The sequence below is a fragment of the Pseudonocardia alaniniphila genome (assembly GCF_022524485.1).
GTDB classification, from domain to species: Bacteria; Actinomycetota; Actinomycetes; order Mycobacteriales; family Pseudonocardiaceae; genus Pseudonocardia; species Pseudonocardia alaniniphila.
On the sequence record NZ_JAKXMK010000042.1, the window covers coordinates 23,552 to 39,317 of the forward strand.

The 15,766-nt window shown below is 71.9% G+C and carries 14 protein-coding genes and 1 pseudogene; 12 read left to right on the top strand and 3 right to left on the bottom strand.

Annotation, left to right across the window (positions count from 1 at the left end; genetic code table 11):
• Positions 1 to 15: 15 nt before the first annotated feature.
• Complete coding sequence (locus MMF94_RS37070; RefSeq protein WP_241042144.1) at positions 16 to 789, bottom strand: enoyl-CoA hydratase/isomerase family protein; 774 nt, start codon at positions 787 to 789, stop codon at positions 16 to 18.
• A 70-nt stretch (positions 790 to 859) separates the two neighbouring features.
• Between MMF94_RS37070 and MMF94_RS37075 the strand changes: the two genes are divergently transcribed.
• The 9 genes and pseudogenes from MMF94_RS37075 to MMF94_RS37115 all read left to right on the top strand — a co-directional run bounded on the left by MMF94_RS37075 (position 860) and on the right by MMF94_RS37115 (position 10,366).
• Positions 860 to 2,119: an acyl-CoA dehydrogenase family protein gene (locus MMF94_RS37075; protein ID WP_241042145.1), complete on the top strand. Its 1,260-nt coding sequence runs from the start codon at positions 860 to 862 to the stop codon at positions 2,117 to 2,119.
• Positions 2,120 to 2,124: 5 nt separating this feature from the next.
• Positions 2,125 to 3,048 (top strand): cyclase family protein, encoded by a 924-nt coding sequence (locus MMF94_RS37080; protein WP_241042146.1) that lies wholly within the window; start codon positions 2,125 to 2,127, stop codon positions 3,046 to 3,048.
• A 65-nt stretch (positions 3,049 to 3,113) separates the two neighbouring features.
• Positions 3,114 to 3,752, top strand: coding sequence for a TetR/AcrR family transcriptional regulator (locus tag MMF94_RS37085; RefSeq protein WP_241042147.1), 639 nt, complete (start codon positions 3,114 to 3,116; stop codon positions 3,750 to 3,752).
• 22 nt (positions 3,753 to 3,774) lie between these two features.
• On the top strand, positions 3,775 to 5,184 hold the full coding sequence (locus tag MMF94_RS37090) for a phosphotransferase family protein (RefSeq protein WP_241042148.1): 1,410 nt from the start codon (positions 3,775 to 3,777) through the stop codon (positions 5,182 to 5,184).
• Positions 5,185 to 5,230: 46 nt separating this feature from the next.
• Positions 5,231 to 5,719 (top strand): annotated as a pseudogene (locus MMF94_RS43900) (AMP-binding protein); the annotation flags it as partial.
• Between the two features lie 76 nt (positions 5,720 to 5,795).
• A complete protein-coding gene (locus tag MMF94_RS43480; RefSeq protein ID WP_277398913.1) occupies positions 5,796 to 6,791 on the top strand; it encodes an AMP-binding protein in 996 nt (331 codons plus the stop codon).
• Between the two features lie 54 nt (positions 6,792 to 6,845).
• On the top strand, positions 6,846 to 7,805 hold the full coding sequence (locus MMF94_RS37105; protein ID WP_241042149.1) for an SMP-30/gluconolactonase/LRE family protein: 960 nt from the start codon (positions 6,846 to 6,848) through the stop codon (positions 7,803 to 7,805).
• Positions 7,802 to 9,538 carry a class I adenylate-forming enzyme family protein gene (locus MMF94_RS37110; protein WP_241042150.1) on the top strand — a complete coding sequence of 579 codons (1,737 nt, stop codon included), beginning with the start codon at positions 7,802 to 7,804 and terminating at the stop codon, positions 9,536 to 9,538. The genes MMF94_RS37105 and MMF94_RS37110 overlap by 4 nt, the downstream gene beginning before the upstream one ends.
• A gap of 63 nt (positions 9,539 to 9,601) precedes the next feature.
• Complete coding sequence (locus MMF94_RS37115) at positions 9,602 to 10,366, top strand: SDR family NAD(P)-dependent oxidoreductase (RefSeq protein WP_241042151.1); 765 nt, start codon at positions 9,602 to 9,604, stop codon at positions 10,364 to 10,366.
• A 61-nt stretch (positions 10,367 to 10,427) separates the two neighbouring features.
• Here MMF94_RS37115 and MMF94_RS37120 read toward each other — a convergent pair whose 3' ends face one another.
• Positions 10,428 to 11,570 carry an acetyl-CoA C-acetyltransferase gene (locus MMF94_RS37120; RefSeq protein WP_241042152.1) on the bottom strand — a complete coding sequence of 381 codons (1,143 nt, stop codon included), beginning with the start codon at positions 11,568 to 11,570 and terminating at the stop codon, positions 10,428 to 10,430.
• A gap of 77 nt (positions 11,571 to 11,647) precedes the next feature.
• Here MMF94_RS37120 and MMF94_RS37125 point away from each other — a divergent pair, with 77 nt between their 5' ends.
• Positions 11,648 to 12,673, top strand: coding sequence for an LLM class F420-dependent oxidoreductase (locus MMF94_RS37125; protein WP_241042153.1), 1,026 nt, complete (start codon positions 11,648 to 11,650; stop codon positions 12,671 to 12,673).
• A gap of 2 nt (positions 12,674 to 12,675) precedes the next feature.
• Here MMF94_RS37125 and MMF94_RS37130 read toward each other — a convergent pair whose 3' ends face one another.
• On the bottom strand, positions 12,676 to 13,314 hold the full coding sequence (locus MMF94_RS37130) for a TetR/AcrR family transcriptional regulator (protein ID WP_241042154.1): 639 nt from the start codon (positions 13,312 to 13,314) through the stop codon (positions 12,676 to 12,678).
• 116 nt (positions 13,315 to 13,430) lie between these two features.
• Between MMF94_RS37130 and MMF94_RS37135 the strand changes: the two genes are divergently transcribed.
• Together MMF94_RS37135 and MMF94_RS37140 are read left to right on the top strand one after the other, a co-directional pair.
• The gene (locus tag MMF94_RS37135; RefSeq protein ID WP_241042155.1) at positions 13,431 to 14,651 is read left to right on the top strand and encodes an acyl-CoA dehydrogenase family protein; all 1,221 of its coding nucleotides are present in this window, start codon (positions 13,431 to 13,433) and stop codon (positions 14,649 to 14,651) included.
• The gene (locus MMF94_RS37140; protein ID WP_241042156.1) at positions 14,648 to 15,757 is read left to right on the top strand and encodes an acyl-CoA dehydrogenase family protein; all 1,110 of its coding nucleotides are present in this window, start codon (positions 14,648 to 14,650) and stop codon (positions 15,755 to 15,757) included. Before MMF94_RS37135 ends, MMF94_RS37140 begins: the two co-directional genes overlap by 4 nt.
• Positions 15,758 to 15,766 lie beyond the last annotated feature (9 nt).

The window sequence follows — 15,766 nt, forward strand, 5'->3', positions numbered from 1 at the left end:
AGTTCCTCCCTGATCTCAACGTCCGGTGAATCGAGCGGGACGCCGCTCCAGGAAGGCGGCGACGCCCTCTGCATGATCGGCCGACGCGAAGCACTCGGCCAGGGCCGCGCGCGTGGCGTGGACGTGCGCCCGCAGGGGAGCGCCCGCGCCGTCCAGCATGAGCTTCTTCGTCCTGACCAGCGCGAACGGAGACGCGGTTGCGATCTGCGCTGCCAGGTCGAGCGCCGCCTGCGGCACAGCCTCGGGCTCGACGACCGCCGTGGCGAACCCGAGGGCGAGCGCCTCGTCGGCCCCGAGGTCCGCGCCCGTGTAGAGCAGCCGCATCGCATGGGTCATGCCGATCTGGCGGGGGAGCAGCCATGTGCCCGCGCCGGTGTCGGAGACCAGGCCGCGATGTACGAAGTTCCAGCGAAACCGTGCCCGGGTGGAGATCACGCGCAGGTCGGCCTGGGTGGCGAACTCCGCCCCCATGCCCACCGCCATGCCGTCGACGGCGGCGACGACCGGCTTCGGACAACTCATGAGCAGGGGGTCGCCGGGGTCATCCCCATGGCGCCGGCCCCGGTCGTCCGGGGAGCGCGAGGCGAGATCGGCGAGGTCGATCCCGGCGCAGAAGCTGCCGGGCACACCGGTGACCAGCAGCACCGCCACGTCCGGATCGGCGCCCGCCTGGGCCACCCCCGCGGAGAACTCGTCGAGCATCGCGTAGGTCATGGCGCCGCGCTTCTCGGGCCGGTCGATGGTCAGCGTGGCTACTGCGTCGGCGACCTCGTAGCGGATCTCGCGCACGTGCCGTCTCCCTCTTCCCCCGACGCCGGCGGCGGTGCCATGCTAGCTGAACGATCGTTAAGGAGGGCCTGTGGATTTCGAACTGCCCGTCGAGCTGACCCAGCGCCTCGCCGACCTCGATGACTTCATCGAGCGGGAGATCGTGCCGCTGCAGGCGCAGGACGACAACGAGCGATTCTTCGACCACCGCCGCGAGTACTCCCGCACCGACTTCGAGAACGGCGGCGTGCCGCGACGCGAGTGGGAGGAGTTGCTCGGCGAGATGTTCCGCCGGGCCGACGCCGCCGGATGGCTGCGCTTCGGGCTGCCGAAGGAGGTGGGCGGCTCCGACGGGACCAACCTCGACATGGCGGTGATCCGCGAGCACCTGGCGCACAAGGGCCTCGGGCTGCACAACGACCTGCAGAACGAGTCGTCGGTGGTCGGCAACTTTCCCTTCGTCCACATGATGCTCGAGTACGGCACGGGCGAGCAGAGGGAGGAGTTCCTCGAGCCGATGCTCGCGCGCACGAAGCGCATCGGGTTCGGGCTCACCGAACCCGAGCACGGGAGCGACGCGACGTGGATGGAGACCACGGCGGTGCGCGACGGGGACGACTGGATCCTCAACGGCGGCAAGCGCTTCAACTCGGGAATGCACTCGGCCACCCACGACGTGATCTTCGCGCGGACCTCGGGCAAGCCCGGTGACGCGCGGGGGATCACCGCGTTCTTCACGCCCGTCGACGCGCCCGGTTTCTCCGTCGACTTCCACTGGTGGACCTTCAACATGCCCACCGACCATGCCGAGGTCACCATCCGTGACGTGCGCGTGCCGAACTCGGCGATCTTCGGTGAGGAGGGCCAGGGGCTCGCGGTGGCTCAGACCTTCGTGCACGAGAACCGGATCCGGCAGGCGGCATCGGGCGTCGGCGCCGGGCAGTACTGCGTCGACCGCAGCGTCGAGTACGCGCGCAAGCGCGTCACGTTCGGGCAGCCGCTCGCGACCCGGCAGGCGATCCAGTGGCCGCTCGTGGAGCTGCAGACCGAGGCCGAGATGCTCCGCGGCCTGGTGCGCAAGACCGCGTGGGAGCTCGACCGGGTGCCGCACATGCAGATCAGCGACAAGGTCTCGATGTGCAACTACCGGGCGAACCGGTTCGTGTGTGACGCCGCCGACCGCGCGATGCAGGTGCACGGCGGGCTCGGCTACACGCGCCACACGCCCTTCGAGCACATCTATCGCCACCACCGCCGGTACCGGATCACCGAGGGTGCGGAGGAGGTCCAGATGCGCAAGGTCGCGGGTTATCTGTTCGGCTTCGCAGGACCACGGAAGGGACAGGGCTGAGAACGGTGGAGGACTTTCGCGAGATCGGACGCCGGCTGTCGAACTGGGGCCGCTGGGACGTCGACGGGCGCCGTGACGAGCGGGGCACGACGAACCTGCTGACGCCGGAGCGGATCGCCGCCGCCACCGGACTGGTGCGTGACGGCAAGGTGTTCGACCTCGGCATCCCGTTCGGGCCGGGCGGCCCGCAGCCCGGGGGCGGGCGCATCAACCCGGTTCTGCTGTTCTCCGAGACCGGCGCCGACCAGAACTACCCCGGTGCCTTCCACTACGCCGACGACTACGTCTTCATGCCGCTGCAGAGCGCGTCGCAGTGGGACGGGCTCGCGCACGTCTTCTACGACGACCTGCTCTACAACGGGTTCCCCGCATCGGACGTCTCGCCGCACGGCGCGAAGCACCTGTCCATCGAGAACCAGGCCAAGGGCCTCGTGGGGCGCGGGGTGCTGGTGGACGTCGCGCGCCGGCGCGGCGTCGAGTGGCTCGAGGCGGGTGAGGTGATCACCCCCGAAGAGCTCGACGCGACGCTGGCCGCGCAGGGCACCGAGCTGCGAGGCGGCGACATCGTGGCGGTGCGCACGGGGTGGCGCCGGAAGTTCCTTTCCGACGGCGACGCCGCGTCGTTCATGGCGGGGGAGCCCGGGCTCGGCCTGGCGTGCTGCGAGTGGCTGCACAGCCACGACGTCGCCGCGGTGTGCTCGGACAACTGGGCGATCGAGGTGCTCCCCGGCGAGGTCGAAGGGGAGCTGCTTCCCGTGCACATGGTGCTGATCCGGGACATGGGAATGACGCTCGGCGAGATCCTCGACTTCGAGGAGCTCTCCGAGGACTGCGCGGCCGACGGGCGCTACGAGTTCCTCCTGACGGCGCCGCCCATCAAGTTCCGGCGCGCGGTCGGCTCACCCATCAACCCACTGGCGATCAAGTAAGGGGACCTACGTGCGGGTAACCTGGTCGACCCGCCCCACCGGGGCGGTGCAGAGGAGGTGGCCGCGTGGCGAGCCCAGCTCTGCCGGAGCGACCCGGCGCGCGCGGGGCCGCGCCCACGCCGGCACGCCCGGTGGGCGAGGCGGGGATCCTGGACGCAGCTCTCGCGGTGATGGCGGAGCACGGCTACCACGGCACGTCGGTGCGGGACATCGCCGAGCGCGCGGGAGTGAGCCCGGCGGCGCTCTACCACCACTTCACGTCGAAGCAGCAGGTGCTCGCCACGATCATGGAGCGCGGGATCAAGGCGCTGCTGGAGCGCACCCATGCGGCGCTGGCGGACGCGGGCGACGAGCCTGCGGCCAGGCTGCGGGCGCTCGTCGACGTGCAGGTGCTGTTCCACCTCCAGGACCAGCGGGGCACGTTGCTCGGCACGAGCGAGCTGCGTGCGCTGGAGGAGCCGGTGCGCAGCCGGCACATCGCCAAGCGCCAGCAGCAGCAGCGCCTGTTCGACGGGGTGGTCACCGAGGGCGTGGAGCGCGGTGTGTTCACGACGCCGATCCCGCTGGAGGCCGCGCGGGCGATCGTCGTGATGTGCACCGGTGTGGCGAGCTGGTTCTCCCCGCGAGGCCGGATGAGCCGCGCCGAGGTGGTGCGCCGCTACCAGCGGCTCGCGCTCGACATGGTGGGAGCGCACGAGTCCTGACGCCCGGGTCGGGGTGGCCGCGATGACGGCCACCGCGATCCTCGACGGGCGTCCCGTCGACGCGTCCGACCCGGACGTGCTCGCCTGCCTGCTCGCGCGCAGGCTCACCACGGTGCTGGGTGCCGACGTGGCGGTCGAGCAGCTCACCCGCCTCACCGGTGGAGCGAGCCGGGAGACGTGGTCGTTCACCGCACGCACCGGCGACGCGCGCCGCAGGCTCGTGCTGCGCCGTGACCCGCCCGGTGCCGGACGGTTCCTGGGCGGCCATCCGGAGGGGATGGCCTGGGAGGCCGCCGCCATCGCCGCCGCGCAGACCGCGGACGTGCCCGTGCCGCTGCTCGTCGACTCCGGCACCGACCTGACCGTGTTCGGCTCGCCGTATCTGGTCACCGAGTACGTCGACGGCGAGACGATCGCGCGCAGGTTGTTGCGCGAACCGCAGTACGCGAGCGCGCGGGAGTCGATGGCCGCCGAGCTGGGCCGGACCCTCGCCCGGATCCACGGCGTGGCTCTCGATGCCGTGCCGGACCTGGAGTCCCACGACCCTCTCGAGCACCTGCTGGCGAGCTACGACGCGGTGGGCGAGCCGTTGCCGACGATCGAGATCGCGTTGCGGTGGCTCGAGCGGCACCGGCCGGACCCGGTGGCGGAGACCGTGGTGCACGGAGACTTCCGCACCGGAAACCTGATCATCGGCCCCGACGGGCTGCGCGCCGTGCTCGACTGGGAGTTGGTGCATCGCGGTGACCCGCGCGAGGACCTCGGCTGGTTGTGCGTGAAGTGCTGGCGGTTCGGCTCGGAGCTGCCGGTGGGTGGGTTCGGCACCGTCGACCAGCTGCTCGACGGCTACGCGGAGGTTGCGGGCACACGGCCCGACCCGCAGGCGGTGCTGTGGTGGCAGATCTATGGCACCGCACGGTGGGCCGTGGGCTGCCGGGCGATGGCCGAGCGGCACCTGTCCGGCCGGGCGCCGTCGGTGGAGATGGCCGCCATCGGCAGGCGCGTCTGCGAGCAGGAGCACGACCTGCTGCTCGCCCTCGGGCTGCCTGCCGAACCCGCGGAGTACGGGCCGCCTGCCGTCGAGTCCGATCTGCACGGCAGCCCCACCTCCGCCGACCTGGTCGGCGCCGTCGTGCATTTCCTGCGTGAGGAGCTGATGCCCGGCACCGAGGGCCGGCTGAACTTCCTGGCGCGCGTGGCCGCCAACGTGCTCGACGGCGTCGGCCGTGAGCTGCGGCTCGGGCCCGAGCAGGAACGCCGCCACGCCGAGCGGCTCGCCCGGTTCGGGGTCACCGACCAGGCCGGGCTGGCCGCGGCCATCCGTTCCGGCGAGATCGACGCGGACGATCCGGCGCTGCTCGCCGCCGTCCGGGCCGCGGTGACCGACCGGCTCGCCGTGGCGAACCCGCGTTACCTGTCCCACCCGGGCTGACCGGGAGGGACGGCCGAAACACCGACCGAACAAGCGGAGTGGATCGATGAGGATCTCCGACGTGCTGGCGTTCTCCGCGGAGCGCGCCCCTGAGGTGACCGCGCTGACGTTCGAGGACCGTTCGTGGAGCTACCGGGAGCTCTACGCGGACGTGTGCCGCTTCGCGCACGGCCTCGGCGAGCTCGCCGGCCCCGGCGACAGGGTGGCGGTGCTGACGGAGAACAACCCGGAGTACGTCCTGGCCTACTACGGAGTGCCGCTCGCCGGGATGGCCCTCGTCTTCGTGAACTACCGGCTCTCGCCGCGGGAGGTCGTCGACGTCCTGTTGGACTCGCGCCCTGCCGTGCTCATCACCGAGGAGAAGTTCCTGCGGACGGCGCGGGCGGCGGCCGAGGCGGTCGAGTCGGTCACCACGATCGTCAGCGTCGACTCCGCGGCGCCGGGGACGGTGTCCCTCGCGTCCCTCATGGACGGACGGCCGGTGACCGAGCCCGCGGCCTCGGACCCGGACGCCCCGGCCTGGCTGCTCTACACGTCCGGCACGACGGGGCGGGCGAAGGGCGCCGTGCTCACCCATCGCAACGTCACGGCCCGCGGTGACGAACGCGGGCGTGAGCTGGGAGACCGGCGACGAGTGGCCCGCGGTGTCGCTGTGCCCGTGGCCGCTGTGCCACATCGCGGGCTACGGGGTGGTCGTCTCGCACCTGCACGCCGACACGGTGGTGCTGCTGCGCCGCTACGACCCGGACGGCTTCCTCGCCGCCATGCAGCAGCACAGGGTCACCGCCACCACGGTGGCGCCGACGATGCTGGCGATGCTCCTGCGCCATCCCTCGCTCGCCCGTTACGACACGTCGTCGATCACGCGGATCGGGTACGGGTCGGCCCCGATGCCGGTGGCGACGCTGAGGGAGGCGATGACGCACTTTCCGAACGCGATGTTCCAGACCGGCTTCGGGATGACCGAGCTGGCGGGCAACGTGCTCGTGCACAGCGCCGAGGACCACGTCGCCGCCCTCGATGGCCGCACCGACCTGCTGGCCTCGGTCGGCAGGCCGATGGCGCTGTCCGCGGTGCGGGTGGTCGACGACACCGGCGCCGAGTGCGCCCCCGGCGTCGTCGGCGAGCTGGTGATCCGGGGCGAGCAGGTGTGCTCGGGGTACTGGGACCGGCCCGACGCCACCAGCGACGCGTTCCGTGACGGCTGGTTCCACAGCGGCGACCTCGCCCGCAGGGACGCCGACGGCTACTTCTACATCGTCGACCGGTTGAAGGACATCATCCTCACGGGCGGGGAGAACGTGTACTCCCGCGAGGTCGAGGAGGTGCTGCACCACCACCCGGGGGTCGTCGCCGCGGCCGTGGTCGCGGCACCGGACGAGGTGTGGGGCGAGCGGGTGGTCGCCGTGATCGAGCCCGTCGCCGGTCAGGAGCCGACCGAGGAGGAGATCCGCGCGTTCTGCCGGCCGCGGCTCGCCGGCTACAAGTGCCCGCGGCAGGTGATGATCCTGCCCGAGCTGCCGCGCAACACCGTGGGCAAGGTGCTCAAGCGGCAGCTGCGGGAGCTGGTCCGCGACGACATTGACAACGCACTGACCCCTTCGTAGCGTCTTAACGAACGTTCAGCCAGTAAATCGTTTCCCCCGACGAAGGGCTGGAACATGGTCAGCGTTGATCCCCGAGCCGCTGAGCTGCGCGTGGTCGCCTCCGGGTTGCAGTTCCCCGAGGGCCCCATCGCGTTGCGGGACGGGAGCGTCCTGCTCGTCGAGATCCAGAGGGGCACCCTCTCGCGGGTCGCCCCGGACGGCAAGGTCACCGTCGTGGCGGAGCTCGGCGGCGGCCCCAACGGCGCGGCGATCGGCCCCGACGGTGCCGCGTACGTCTGCAACAACGGCGGCTTCGAGTGGCACGACCGCGGCGGGATCACCGCGCCCGGGCACCAGCCCGCCGGCTACATCGGTGGTCGCATCCAGCGTGTGGTCCTCGACGGGCCGGACGCCGGCACCGTCACCGACCTGTACACCGAGTGCGACGGCCGGCCGCTTCGTGGCCCCAACGACATCGTGTTCGACGCCCAGGGCGGGTTCTGGTTCACCGACCTCGGCAAGAGCCGCGCCCGCGACAACGACACCGGTTCGCTCTACTACGCCCTGCCCGACGGCTCGTCGATCACGGAGGTGGTGCACCCTCTGACGCAGCCGAACGGCGTGGGCCTCTCGCCCGACGGCTCCCGGGTCTACGTGGCCGAGACCGGGCCAGGCCGGGTCTGGTGCTGGGACGTCGCCGGGCCTGCCGAGGTGCGGCCCGCGAACGGGGGCATCGGCCCCGGCGGTGCCACCCTGCTGCACGGCTTCGCCGGATATCAGCTGCTCGACTCGCTCGCCGTCGACGGCGACGGCAACGTGTGCGTCGCCACCCTGATCACGGGGGCGGTCAGCGTGATCGCACCGGACGGCACGCTCGTGCGGCAGGTGCCGGTGCCCGACCCCGACCCGTTCGTCACCAACATCTGCTTCGCGGGAGCCGGCTCGCGCACCGCGTACGTCACCTCGTCCGGTCGCGGGCTTCTCTACGCCACGCAGTGGCACACCACAGGTATCGACCTCGCGTTCTCGGCATGACCACCGCCAGTAGCGCTGTTGCTCGACGGGCCGAGCTGGTGGCCCGGTTCACCGCTGCGGGGGCGGAGTTCGAGATCGTCGAGAAGACCGTGTGGGGAATCCCCATGCGGGTGTACTCCGGTGGTCCGCAGACGCTGCGCGAGCTCGTGCTCGCGAGCGCCGCGTTCGGTGAGCGCGACTATCTCGTCTACGGCACCCAGCGCTGGACCTTCGCGGAGCACCTGCGGCAGGCCACCGGCCTGGCGCGGTGCCTCGTCGAGGAGTACGGCCTGCGCCGGGGCGACCGGCTCGCGGTGACCATGCGCAACTATCCGGAGTGGTCCCCGATCTTCTACGCCGCCCACCTGGCCGGTCTCGTGCTGGTCCCGCTCAACGCGTGGTGGACGGCGCCGGAGCTGCGCTACGCGCTCGTCGACTCGGGCGCACGGTTCGTCGTGGCCGACGCCGAGCGCACCGCGCTGATCGCGCCGCAGCTGGCCGACCTCGGGGGCATCCCTCTGGCGGAGGTGCGCGGCGGGGCCAGGACGGCGCCGGGGGTGCGCCGGTGGGCGGAGCTGCTCGACTCGCTCGACCCGCACGCGAGCGCCCCGGACGTCGAGGTGGCGCCCGACGACGACGCGACGATCCTCTACACCTCGGGCACCACCGGGCGGCCCAAGGGCGCGATCGGCAGCCACCGCAACCATTGCACGAACGTCCGCAACATCCAGCTCGGCGCCTACGTCGCCGCCGCGATGGCGGGCGGCGGCGAGCCGCCCCCGCGCCGCCCGGACGCGCCGCAGCAGGGTGCGCTGTGTGCCTTCCCGCTGTTCCACATCGCGGGGATCACCCGGATCTGCTACTCGGTGCTGACCGGCGAGAAGCTCGCCACGCAGTACAAGTGGGACCGGGTCGAGGCCCTCGATCTGGTGCGGCGCGAGAAGCTCACCAACGTGTCCGGCGTGCCGACCGTCATGCGGGAGTTCGCCGAGGACGCCGCGGCCGACCCCGGCCGGGTGCCGACACTGACCGGGATCAGCATGGGCGGCACGCCGGTGCCGCCGGACCTGATCGGGAGCATCGACACGGGCTTCTCCTCGCTGGTGGGATCGGCCAACGGGTACGGCCTGACCGAGACGACGTCCGCGGTCGTGTCCAACAGCGGGGCCGACTACGTGGCCCGCCCCGACAGCGTCGGGCGGTGCATGCCGGGGGCGGACGTGCGGGTGGTCGATCCGGTCGATGGGCAGGACGTGCCCGACGGTGAGGTCGGGGAGCTGTGGTTCCGTGGGCCGAACGTCGTGCGCGGTTACTGGAACAATCCGGAGGCCACCGCGGCGGCGTTCACCGACGGCTGGTTCCACACAGGTGACCTGGGCCGGATGCGCGACGGTTGGATCTACGTGGTCGACCGGATGAAGGACGTGGTGATCCGCGGCGGGGAGAACATCTACTGCGCCGAGGTCGAGGCCGCGCTGTTCGACCACCCCGCGGTGGCCGATGTGGCGATCGTCGGGGTGCCGCACGCGTCGCTGGGTGAGGAGGCGGTCGCCGTGGTGCACCTGCGCCCCGGTACCCAGCCCGGGCCGGCCACGGCGGCGGACCTGCGCGCGCACGTCGGAGAGCGGCTCGCGTCGTTCAAGGTGCCCGCGCACGTCCTGTTCCGCGACGAGCCGCTGCCACGCACGTCGAGCGGGAAGGTGCTCAAGCGTGACCTGCGTGGCCCCGTGGCCACGGAGCTGGCGGGCAGGTAAGTCCACCTGTCACGCACGACTGCCGCGAGGCGGCACCGTCCACTGTCGCATGAGGAGCTGACCATGGAGATCGCGGACACGACCACCCTGCTCACCGGCGGGGCCTCCGGCCTCGGCCAGGCCACCGCACGGCGGCTCGTCGAGGGCGGCGGCCGGGTGGTGATCGCGGACCTGCCGATGTCGTCGGGCGCGGACCTGGCCAAGGAGCTCGGCGCCGCCGCCACGTTCGTCGCAGCGGACGTCACCGAGCCCGAGCAGATCGAGGCTGCGCTCGACGTCGTGGCGGAGGTGGGGGAGCTGCGCGCCGTGGTGCACACGGCGGGCAGCGGCCGGGCCCAGCGGATCGTCGACCGGGAGGGCAACCCGGCCAACGTCGACTGGTTCCGCCAGATCGTGGAGCTCAACCTGATCGGCTCGTTCAACGTGCTCCGGCTCGCCGCGGCCCGGATGGCCCGGCTGGAGCCGGTCGGGGAGGAGCGTGGCGTGGTCGTCATGACGGCGTCGATCGCCGCGTTCGACGGCCAGATCGGTCAGGCGTCCTACTCGGCGTCGAAGGCAGGCGTGGTGGGCATGACGCTGGTGGCGGCCCGCGACCTCGCCAGCCGCGGGATCCGCGTGTGCACGATCGCGCCTGGCCTGTTCGACACGCCGTTGCTCGGCCGGATGGACGAGGAGAAGAAGGCCGCGCTGGGCGCGCAGGTGCCCCACCCGCACCGGCTCGGACAGCCCGACGAGTACGGCCGCCTCGCCGTGCAGATCATCGAGAACCCCATGCTCAACGGCGAGACGATCCGGCTCGACGGCGCGCTGCGCATGGCACCGCGCTGACCGGCAGCCGCTGAAGGGACCGGCCCGTTCGAGGGGTGAACGGGCCGGTCGTGGTCTTCTGTCAGACGCGCTCGATGATCGTCGCGTTGGCCTGGCCACCGCCCTCGCACATGGTCTGCAGGCCGTAGCGGCCGCCGGTGCGCTGCAGCTCGTGCACCAGCTTCGTGGCGAGGATCGCGCCGGTGGCACCGAGCGGGTGGCCGAGCGCGATCGCCCCGCCGTTGACGTTGGTCTTCTCCAGCGAGGCTCCGGTCTCGTGCGCCCAGGCCAGCACGACGGGGGCGAACGCCTCGTTGACCTCGAACAGGTCGATGTCGTCGATGCCGAGGCGGGACCGGTTCAACGCGGCCTGGGTGGCGGGGATGGGGCCGGTGAGCATGTAGACGGGGTCGTCGCCGACGACCGTGAGGGTGTGCACCCGGGCCAGCGGGGTGAGGTTGTGCGTGCGCAGCGCCTCCTCGGAGGCGATCAGCAGCGCAGCCGCGCCCACCGACATCTGGCTCGCGACCGCTGCGGTGATCTCCCAGCCTTCGCGAAGGACCTTGAGCTTCGCCATCTGCTCGAGGGATGTGTCGCGGCGTGCGCCCTCGTCGGTGTCGGCACCGGCGACCGGGGTGATCTGCCCGGCGAAGCGGCCCTCGTCGATCGCCCTGATCGCGCGCCGGTGGCTCTCGAGGGCGAATCGCTCCAGGTCGGCGCGGCCGTAGCCCCACTTCTCGCACATCAGTTGCGCGCCGCGGAACTGCGAGATCTCCTGGTCGCCGTACCGCTCGACCCACCCCCCGCCCTTCGTCGAGACCCCGAGCTCCTTGACGACGGCGGCGTTGGCTCCCATCGGCACCATCGCCATGTTCTCGACGCCTGCCGCGATGACGAGATCCTGCGTGCCGGACATCACGCCCTGCGCCGCGAAGTGCAGCGCCTGCTGGGACGAGCCGCACTGCCGGTCGATCGTCACCCCGGGCACGCTCTGCGGAAGGCCCGCGGAGAGCCACGCGGTGCGGGCGATGTCGCCTGCCTGCGGGCCGAGCTGCACCACGCAACCCATGATCACGTCCTCGACCGCGGACGGGTCGATCCCGGTGCGGTCGACGAGCTCACGCAGGACGTGCGCTCCGAGGTCGGCGGGATGGACGCCGGCGAGCGCCCCCTTGCGCGTGCCGACGGGCGTGCGGACGGCTCCGACGATGTAGGCCTCAGCCACCGGATCTCCCCTTCGTCGCGGATTCGACGGTAACTTAACGATCGTACAGTCAGATCACGCAGGACCGGGAGGGTCTGATGCAGCTGAGCTCGGCAGTGGGCTACGCGGGAGACGTCCGGGAGACCGCGGAGCAGGTGCGTTCCTGGGAGCGGGCCGGTCTCGACGCCGTCTGGGTGGCCGAGGCCTACGGCTACGACGCGCCGACGGTGATGGGGTACCTCGCCGGGCGCACCGAGCGGGTGCGGATCGGCTCGTCGATCCTGCCGTTCTACTCCCGGACACCGGCGCTGCTCGCCCAGACCGCGTCGGGGCTCGACCACGTGTCCGGTGGTCGCGCGATCCTCGGCATCGGCTCGTCCGGTCCGCAGGTGGTGGAGGGCTGGCACGGCGTTCCCTTCGACAAGCCGATCGCCCGCACCCGCGAGGTGATCGAGATCTGCCGCCGGGTGTGGCGGCGCGAGCGGCTGGTGAACGACGGGCTCTACGCGATCCCGTTGCCGGACGGGCAGGGCACCGGTCTCGGCAAACCGCTCAAGCTCATCAACCACCCCGTGCGGTCGAGCATCCCGATCTACGTGGCCGCGCTCGGCGCCAAGAACGTCGCGCTCACGGCGGAGATCGCGGACGGCTGGATCCCCACGATGTTCGTCCCCGACCAGGCGGGCGAGATCTGGGGCGACGCGCGGGCGGCGGGCGCGGCGAAGCGCCCGGCCGAACTGGGACCGCTACAGGTCGTGGCGGGCGGCCCGCTCGCGATCGGCGACGACGTGAAGCATCTGCGCGATCTGGCGCGCGGCTACTACGCCCTCTACATCGGCGGCATGGGCGCGCGCGAGCGGAACTTCTACTTCAACACGGCCTGTCGCTACGGCTACACCGACGCCGCTCTGCGCATCCAGGAGCACTACCTCGCCGGCCGCAAGGACGAGGCCGCCGCCGCGGTGCCCGCCGACCTGCTCGAGCGGACGTCGCTGATCGGGCCCGCGAGCTATGTGAAGGAGCGGGTGGAGGCCTACCGCGCGGCCGGGGTGACGATGCTCAACGTCCGGCCCGTCGGGCCGGACCCGCTCGCCGACCTCGAGCAGCTGCGCGACTGGTTGTGAGCTCAGCCGCGGTGGTCGGCGATCCGCAGCGCGATCTCCGTGTAGCGCTCCACGAGATCGGGCAGGCCGATCTCGCCCGCCGGTTCGTACCACTGTGCGATCGCGTTGCAGGCCGCCACGATGGATCGTCGCGCGTCCTCGGGGTGCGCGCATCGGAACGTTCCCCGTGCCGCGCCGTCGTCGATGATGTCGGCCCACAGCTGGGTGGCCGAGCGGCGCAGCCCGGCGAGGCGCTCCCGGTTGTCGGGTTCCAGGTTGCGCCACTCCTGCGCACCGATGTTGCTCTCGATGCGGCGCTGCACGCGGTACTCCACGGTGGCCCGGACGAGCGCGCGCAAGCGGTCGGCCGGGTCGTCGCCCACCTCGCGCAGCGCCTCGTCGCACCGGTGGAAGTAGTCGTAGGTGCTCTCCTCGATCAGCGCCGCGAGGAGGTGCTGCTTGCTGGGATGCCAGTAGTACATGGCGGAGAGGCTGAGCCCCGCACGCTTGGCGATGTCACGGATCGAGGTGCCGTGGTAGCCGCGTTCGGCGAAGATCTCGCGGGCGGCGCCGGTGATGGCGTCGCGGCCGCCACCGCGGGGGATGACCGGGCCCGCGCGGGTATGAACGGCGCCGGGTGGCAGGTCGGAAGCGGTGCTCACGGGCGTCAGCATATGGGCGGGACGTGCGGTGGGCGCCTTCCTGGCCCGTTGTCAACTTAACGAGTGATCGGTAGGTTCAGGATCTCTGCCTCTCGACGTCGTGGAGGGATGCGCGCATGACCGTGGTCGACGCGACCCAGAGCTACCGCAGCAGCGTGCGTACCTGGCTCAGGGACCACGCCCCTGGTCCGGCCGCCGGACTCCCGCCCGACGAGCAGCTGCGCCGGGCCCGGGAGTTCCAGGCCGCGCTCTACCGCGCCGGGTACGCAGGCATCACCTGGCCGACGGAGGTCGGCGGGCAGGGGCTGGGCACCGCGGAGCAGCAGATCTTCAGCGAGGAGGCCGCCGAGTTCGATCTGCCGACGTACCCGTTCATCATCGGCATGGGTATGTGCGGCCCCACCCTCGTCGACCTCGGGACGCCGGAACAGAAGCGGCGGTACCTGCCCGAGCTGCTGCTCGGCGAGGAGATCTGGTGCCAGCTGTTCTCCGAGCCCGGCGCGGGGTCGGACGTCGCGAGCCTGCAGACGCGCGCGGTGCGGGACGTGGACGGCTGGGTGGTCAACGGCCAGAAGGTCTGGACGACGAACGCGCAGTGGGCCGATTTCGGTGCGCTCCTCGCCCGTACCGACCCCGAGCGGCCCAAACATGCGGGCCTGACGATGTTCATCGTCGACATGCACGCTCCGGGCGTCACCGTGCGGCCGCTGAAGGACATGTCCGGGCGCGCGCCGTTCAACGAGGTCTACTTCGACGACGTCCGGATCCCCGACGACGCGGTGATCGGCGAGGTCAACCGAGGCTGGCAGGCCGCGGTGACGATGCTCGGCCACGAGCGGGTCTCGATCGGGGCCACCCGCAGGCCGCGGAGCAACCCGCTGGAGTTCGCCTCGCTCGTCGAGCTCGCCCGGCACGAGGGCGTCGCCGCTGATCCGGCGCAGCGTGAGCGGCTGGCGGAGCTGTACGCGCACGAGCGTGCGTTGGAGCTGTTCAACGCGCGGATGCGGCAGGAGGCCGCGGCCGGCAACCCGCCGGGGGCCCGTGGTTCGGTCGCCAAGCTGGCGGGCGCGTTGCTGCTGCGCCGCGCGATCGAGACCGCGAGCGAGCTCGCCGGCGCCGACGCCATCGCGTGGGATCCCGACGACGCGCGCGCGGCCGAGCTGGCGCAGGGGATCAACTCCGCGCCGGCGTCGAGCATCGCGGGCGGCACCAACGAGGTGCAGCGCAACATCATCGGTGAGCGGATCCTCGGCTTGCCGAAGGAGCCGCAGGTCGATCGGGACGTCCCCTTCGCGGAACTCAAGGTCGGCACGCAACGACAGGGCGGTGTGCGGTGAAGCTCGTCCTCGAACCGGAGCAACAGGAGCTGCGCTCCACCGTCCGCAGGTTCCTCGCCGACCGGTCGCCGTCGGCGAAGGTGCGCGAGGCGATGGTGTCAGACCGCGGCTACGACGCTGACCTGTGGAACCGGATGGCCGGGCTGGGAGTCCTCGGGCTGGTCGTTCCCGACGAGCTCGGCGGCGCAGGGGCAGGGCACGTCGAGCGGTCCGTGGTGCTGGAGGAACTGGGCCGGGCGCTGACGCCGTCGCCGTTCCTCGCCTCGGCGGTGCTCGCCACCGACGCCCTGCTCGCACTCGATGACGACGCCGCACGCACCGAGCTGCTGCCGCGGCTTGCTGCAGGCGAGCTCGTGGCCACGGTCGCGGTCGCCGAAGGCGGAGCCGGGTGGGATCGCGAGGGCGGTGCCACCACCGCCACCGAGCGCGGCGGTCGCTGGGAGATCGACGGCACCAAGACGCCCGTCCTCGCCGGTGACACCGCCGACCTGGTGCTCGTCTACGCCCGCACGCCGGGCGGCCCGGGCTGGTTCGCCGTCGACGGCGATGCCGGAGGCCTCACCCGCACGGCCCTGACCGGCCTCGACCCGACCAGGCGGCTCGCCCGGCTCACGTTCGCCGCCACCCCGGCCCGCCCGCTGGCCTGCGCCGACCCGGCGGCGGCGCTCGATCTCGTGGCCGACCTCGCCGCCGTCGCACTGGCCGCGGAGCAGGTCGGCGGAATGCAGCGGGCGATGGAGCTGACCGTCGACTACGCGAAGGTGCGGGTGCAGTTCGGCAGGCTCATCGGCTCCTACCAGGCGGTGAAGCACGGCTGCGCCGACATGTACAGCGCGTGGGAGCACGCCGTGTCGGTGGTGCGGTACGCGACGTGGGTGGCCGACCACGACCGCCCCGAGCTGCCGCTGGCGGCAGCGCTCGCCCAGGCCTACGTCGGTCCGGCCTACTTCGCGACGGCGACCGGAATGGTGCAGTACCACGGCGGGGTCGGCTACACGTGGGAGCACGACGCGCACCTCTACTACAAGCGGGCCAAGAGCTCCGAGCTGCTGTTCGGGAGCCCGGCGCTGCACCGCACGCGGCTCGCCGACCGGCTCGGCGTGTGAGGGAGGAGA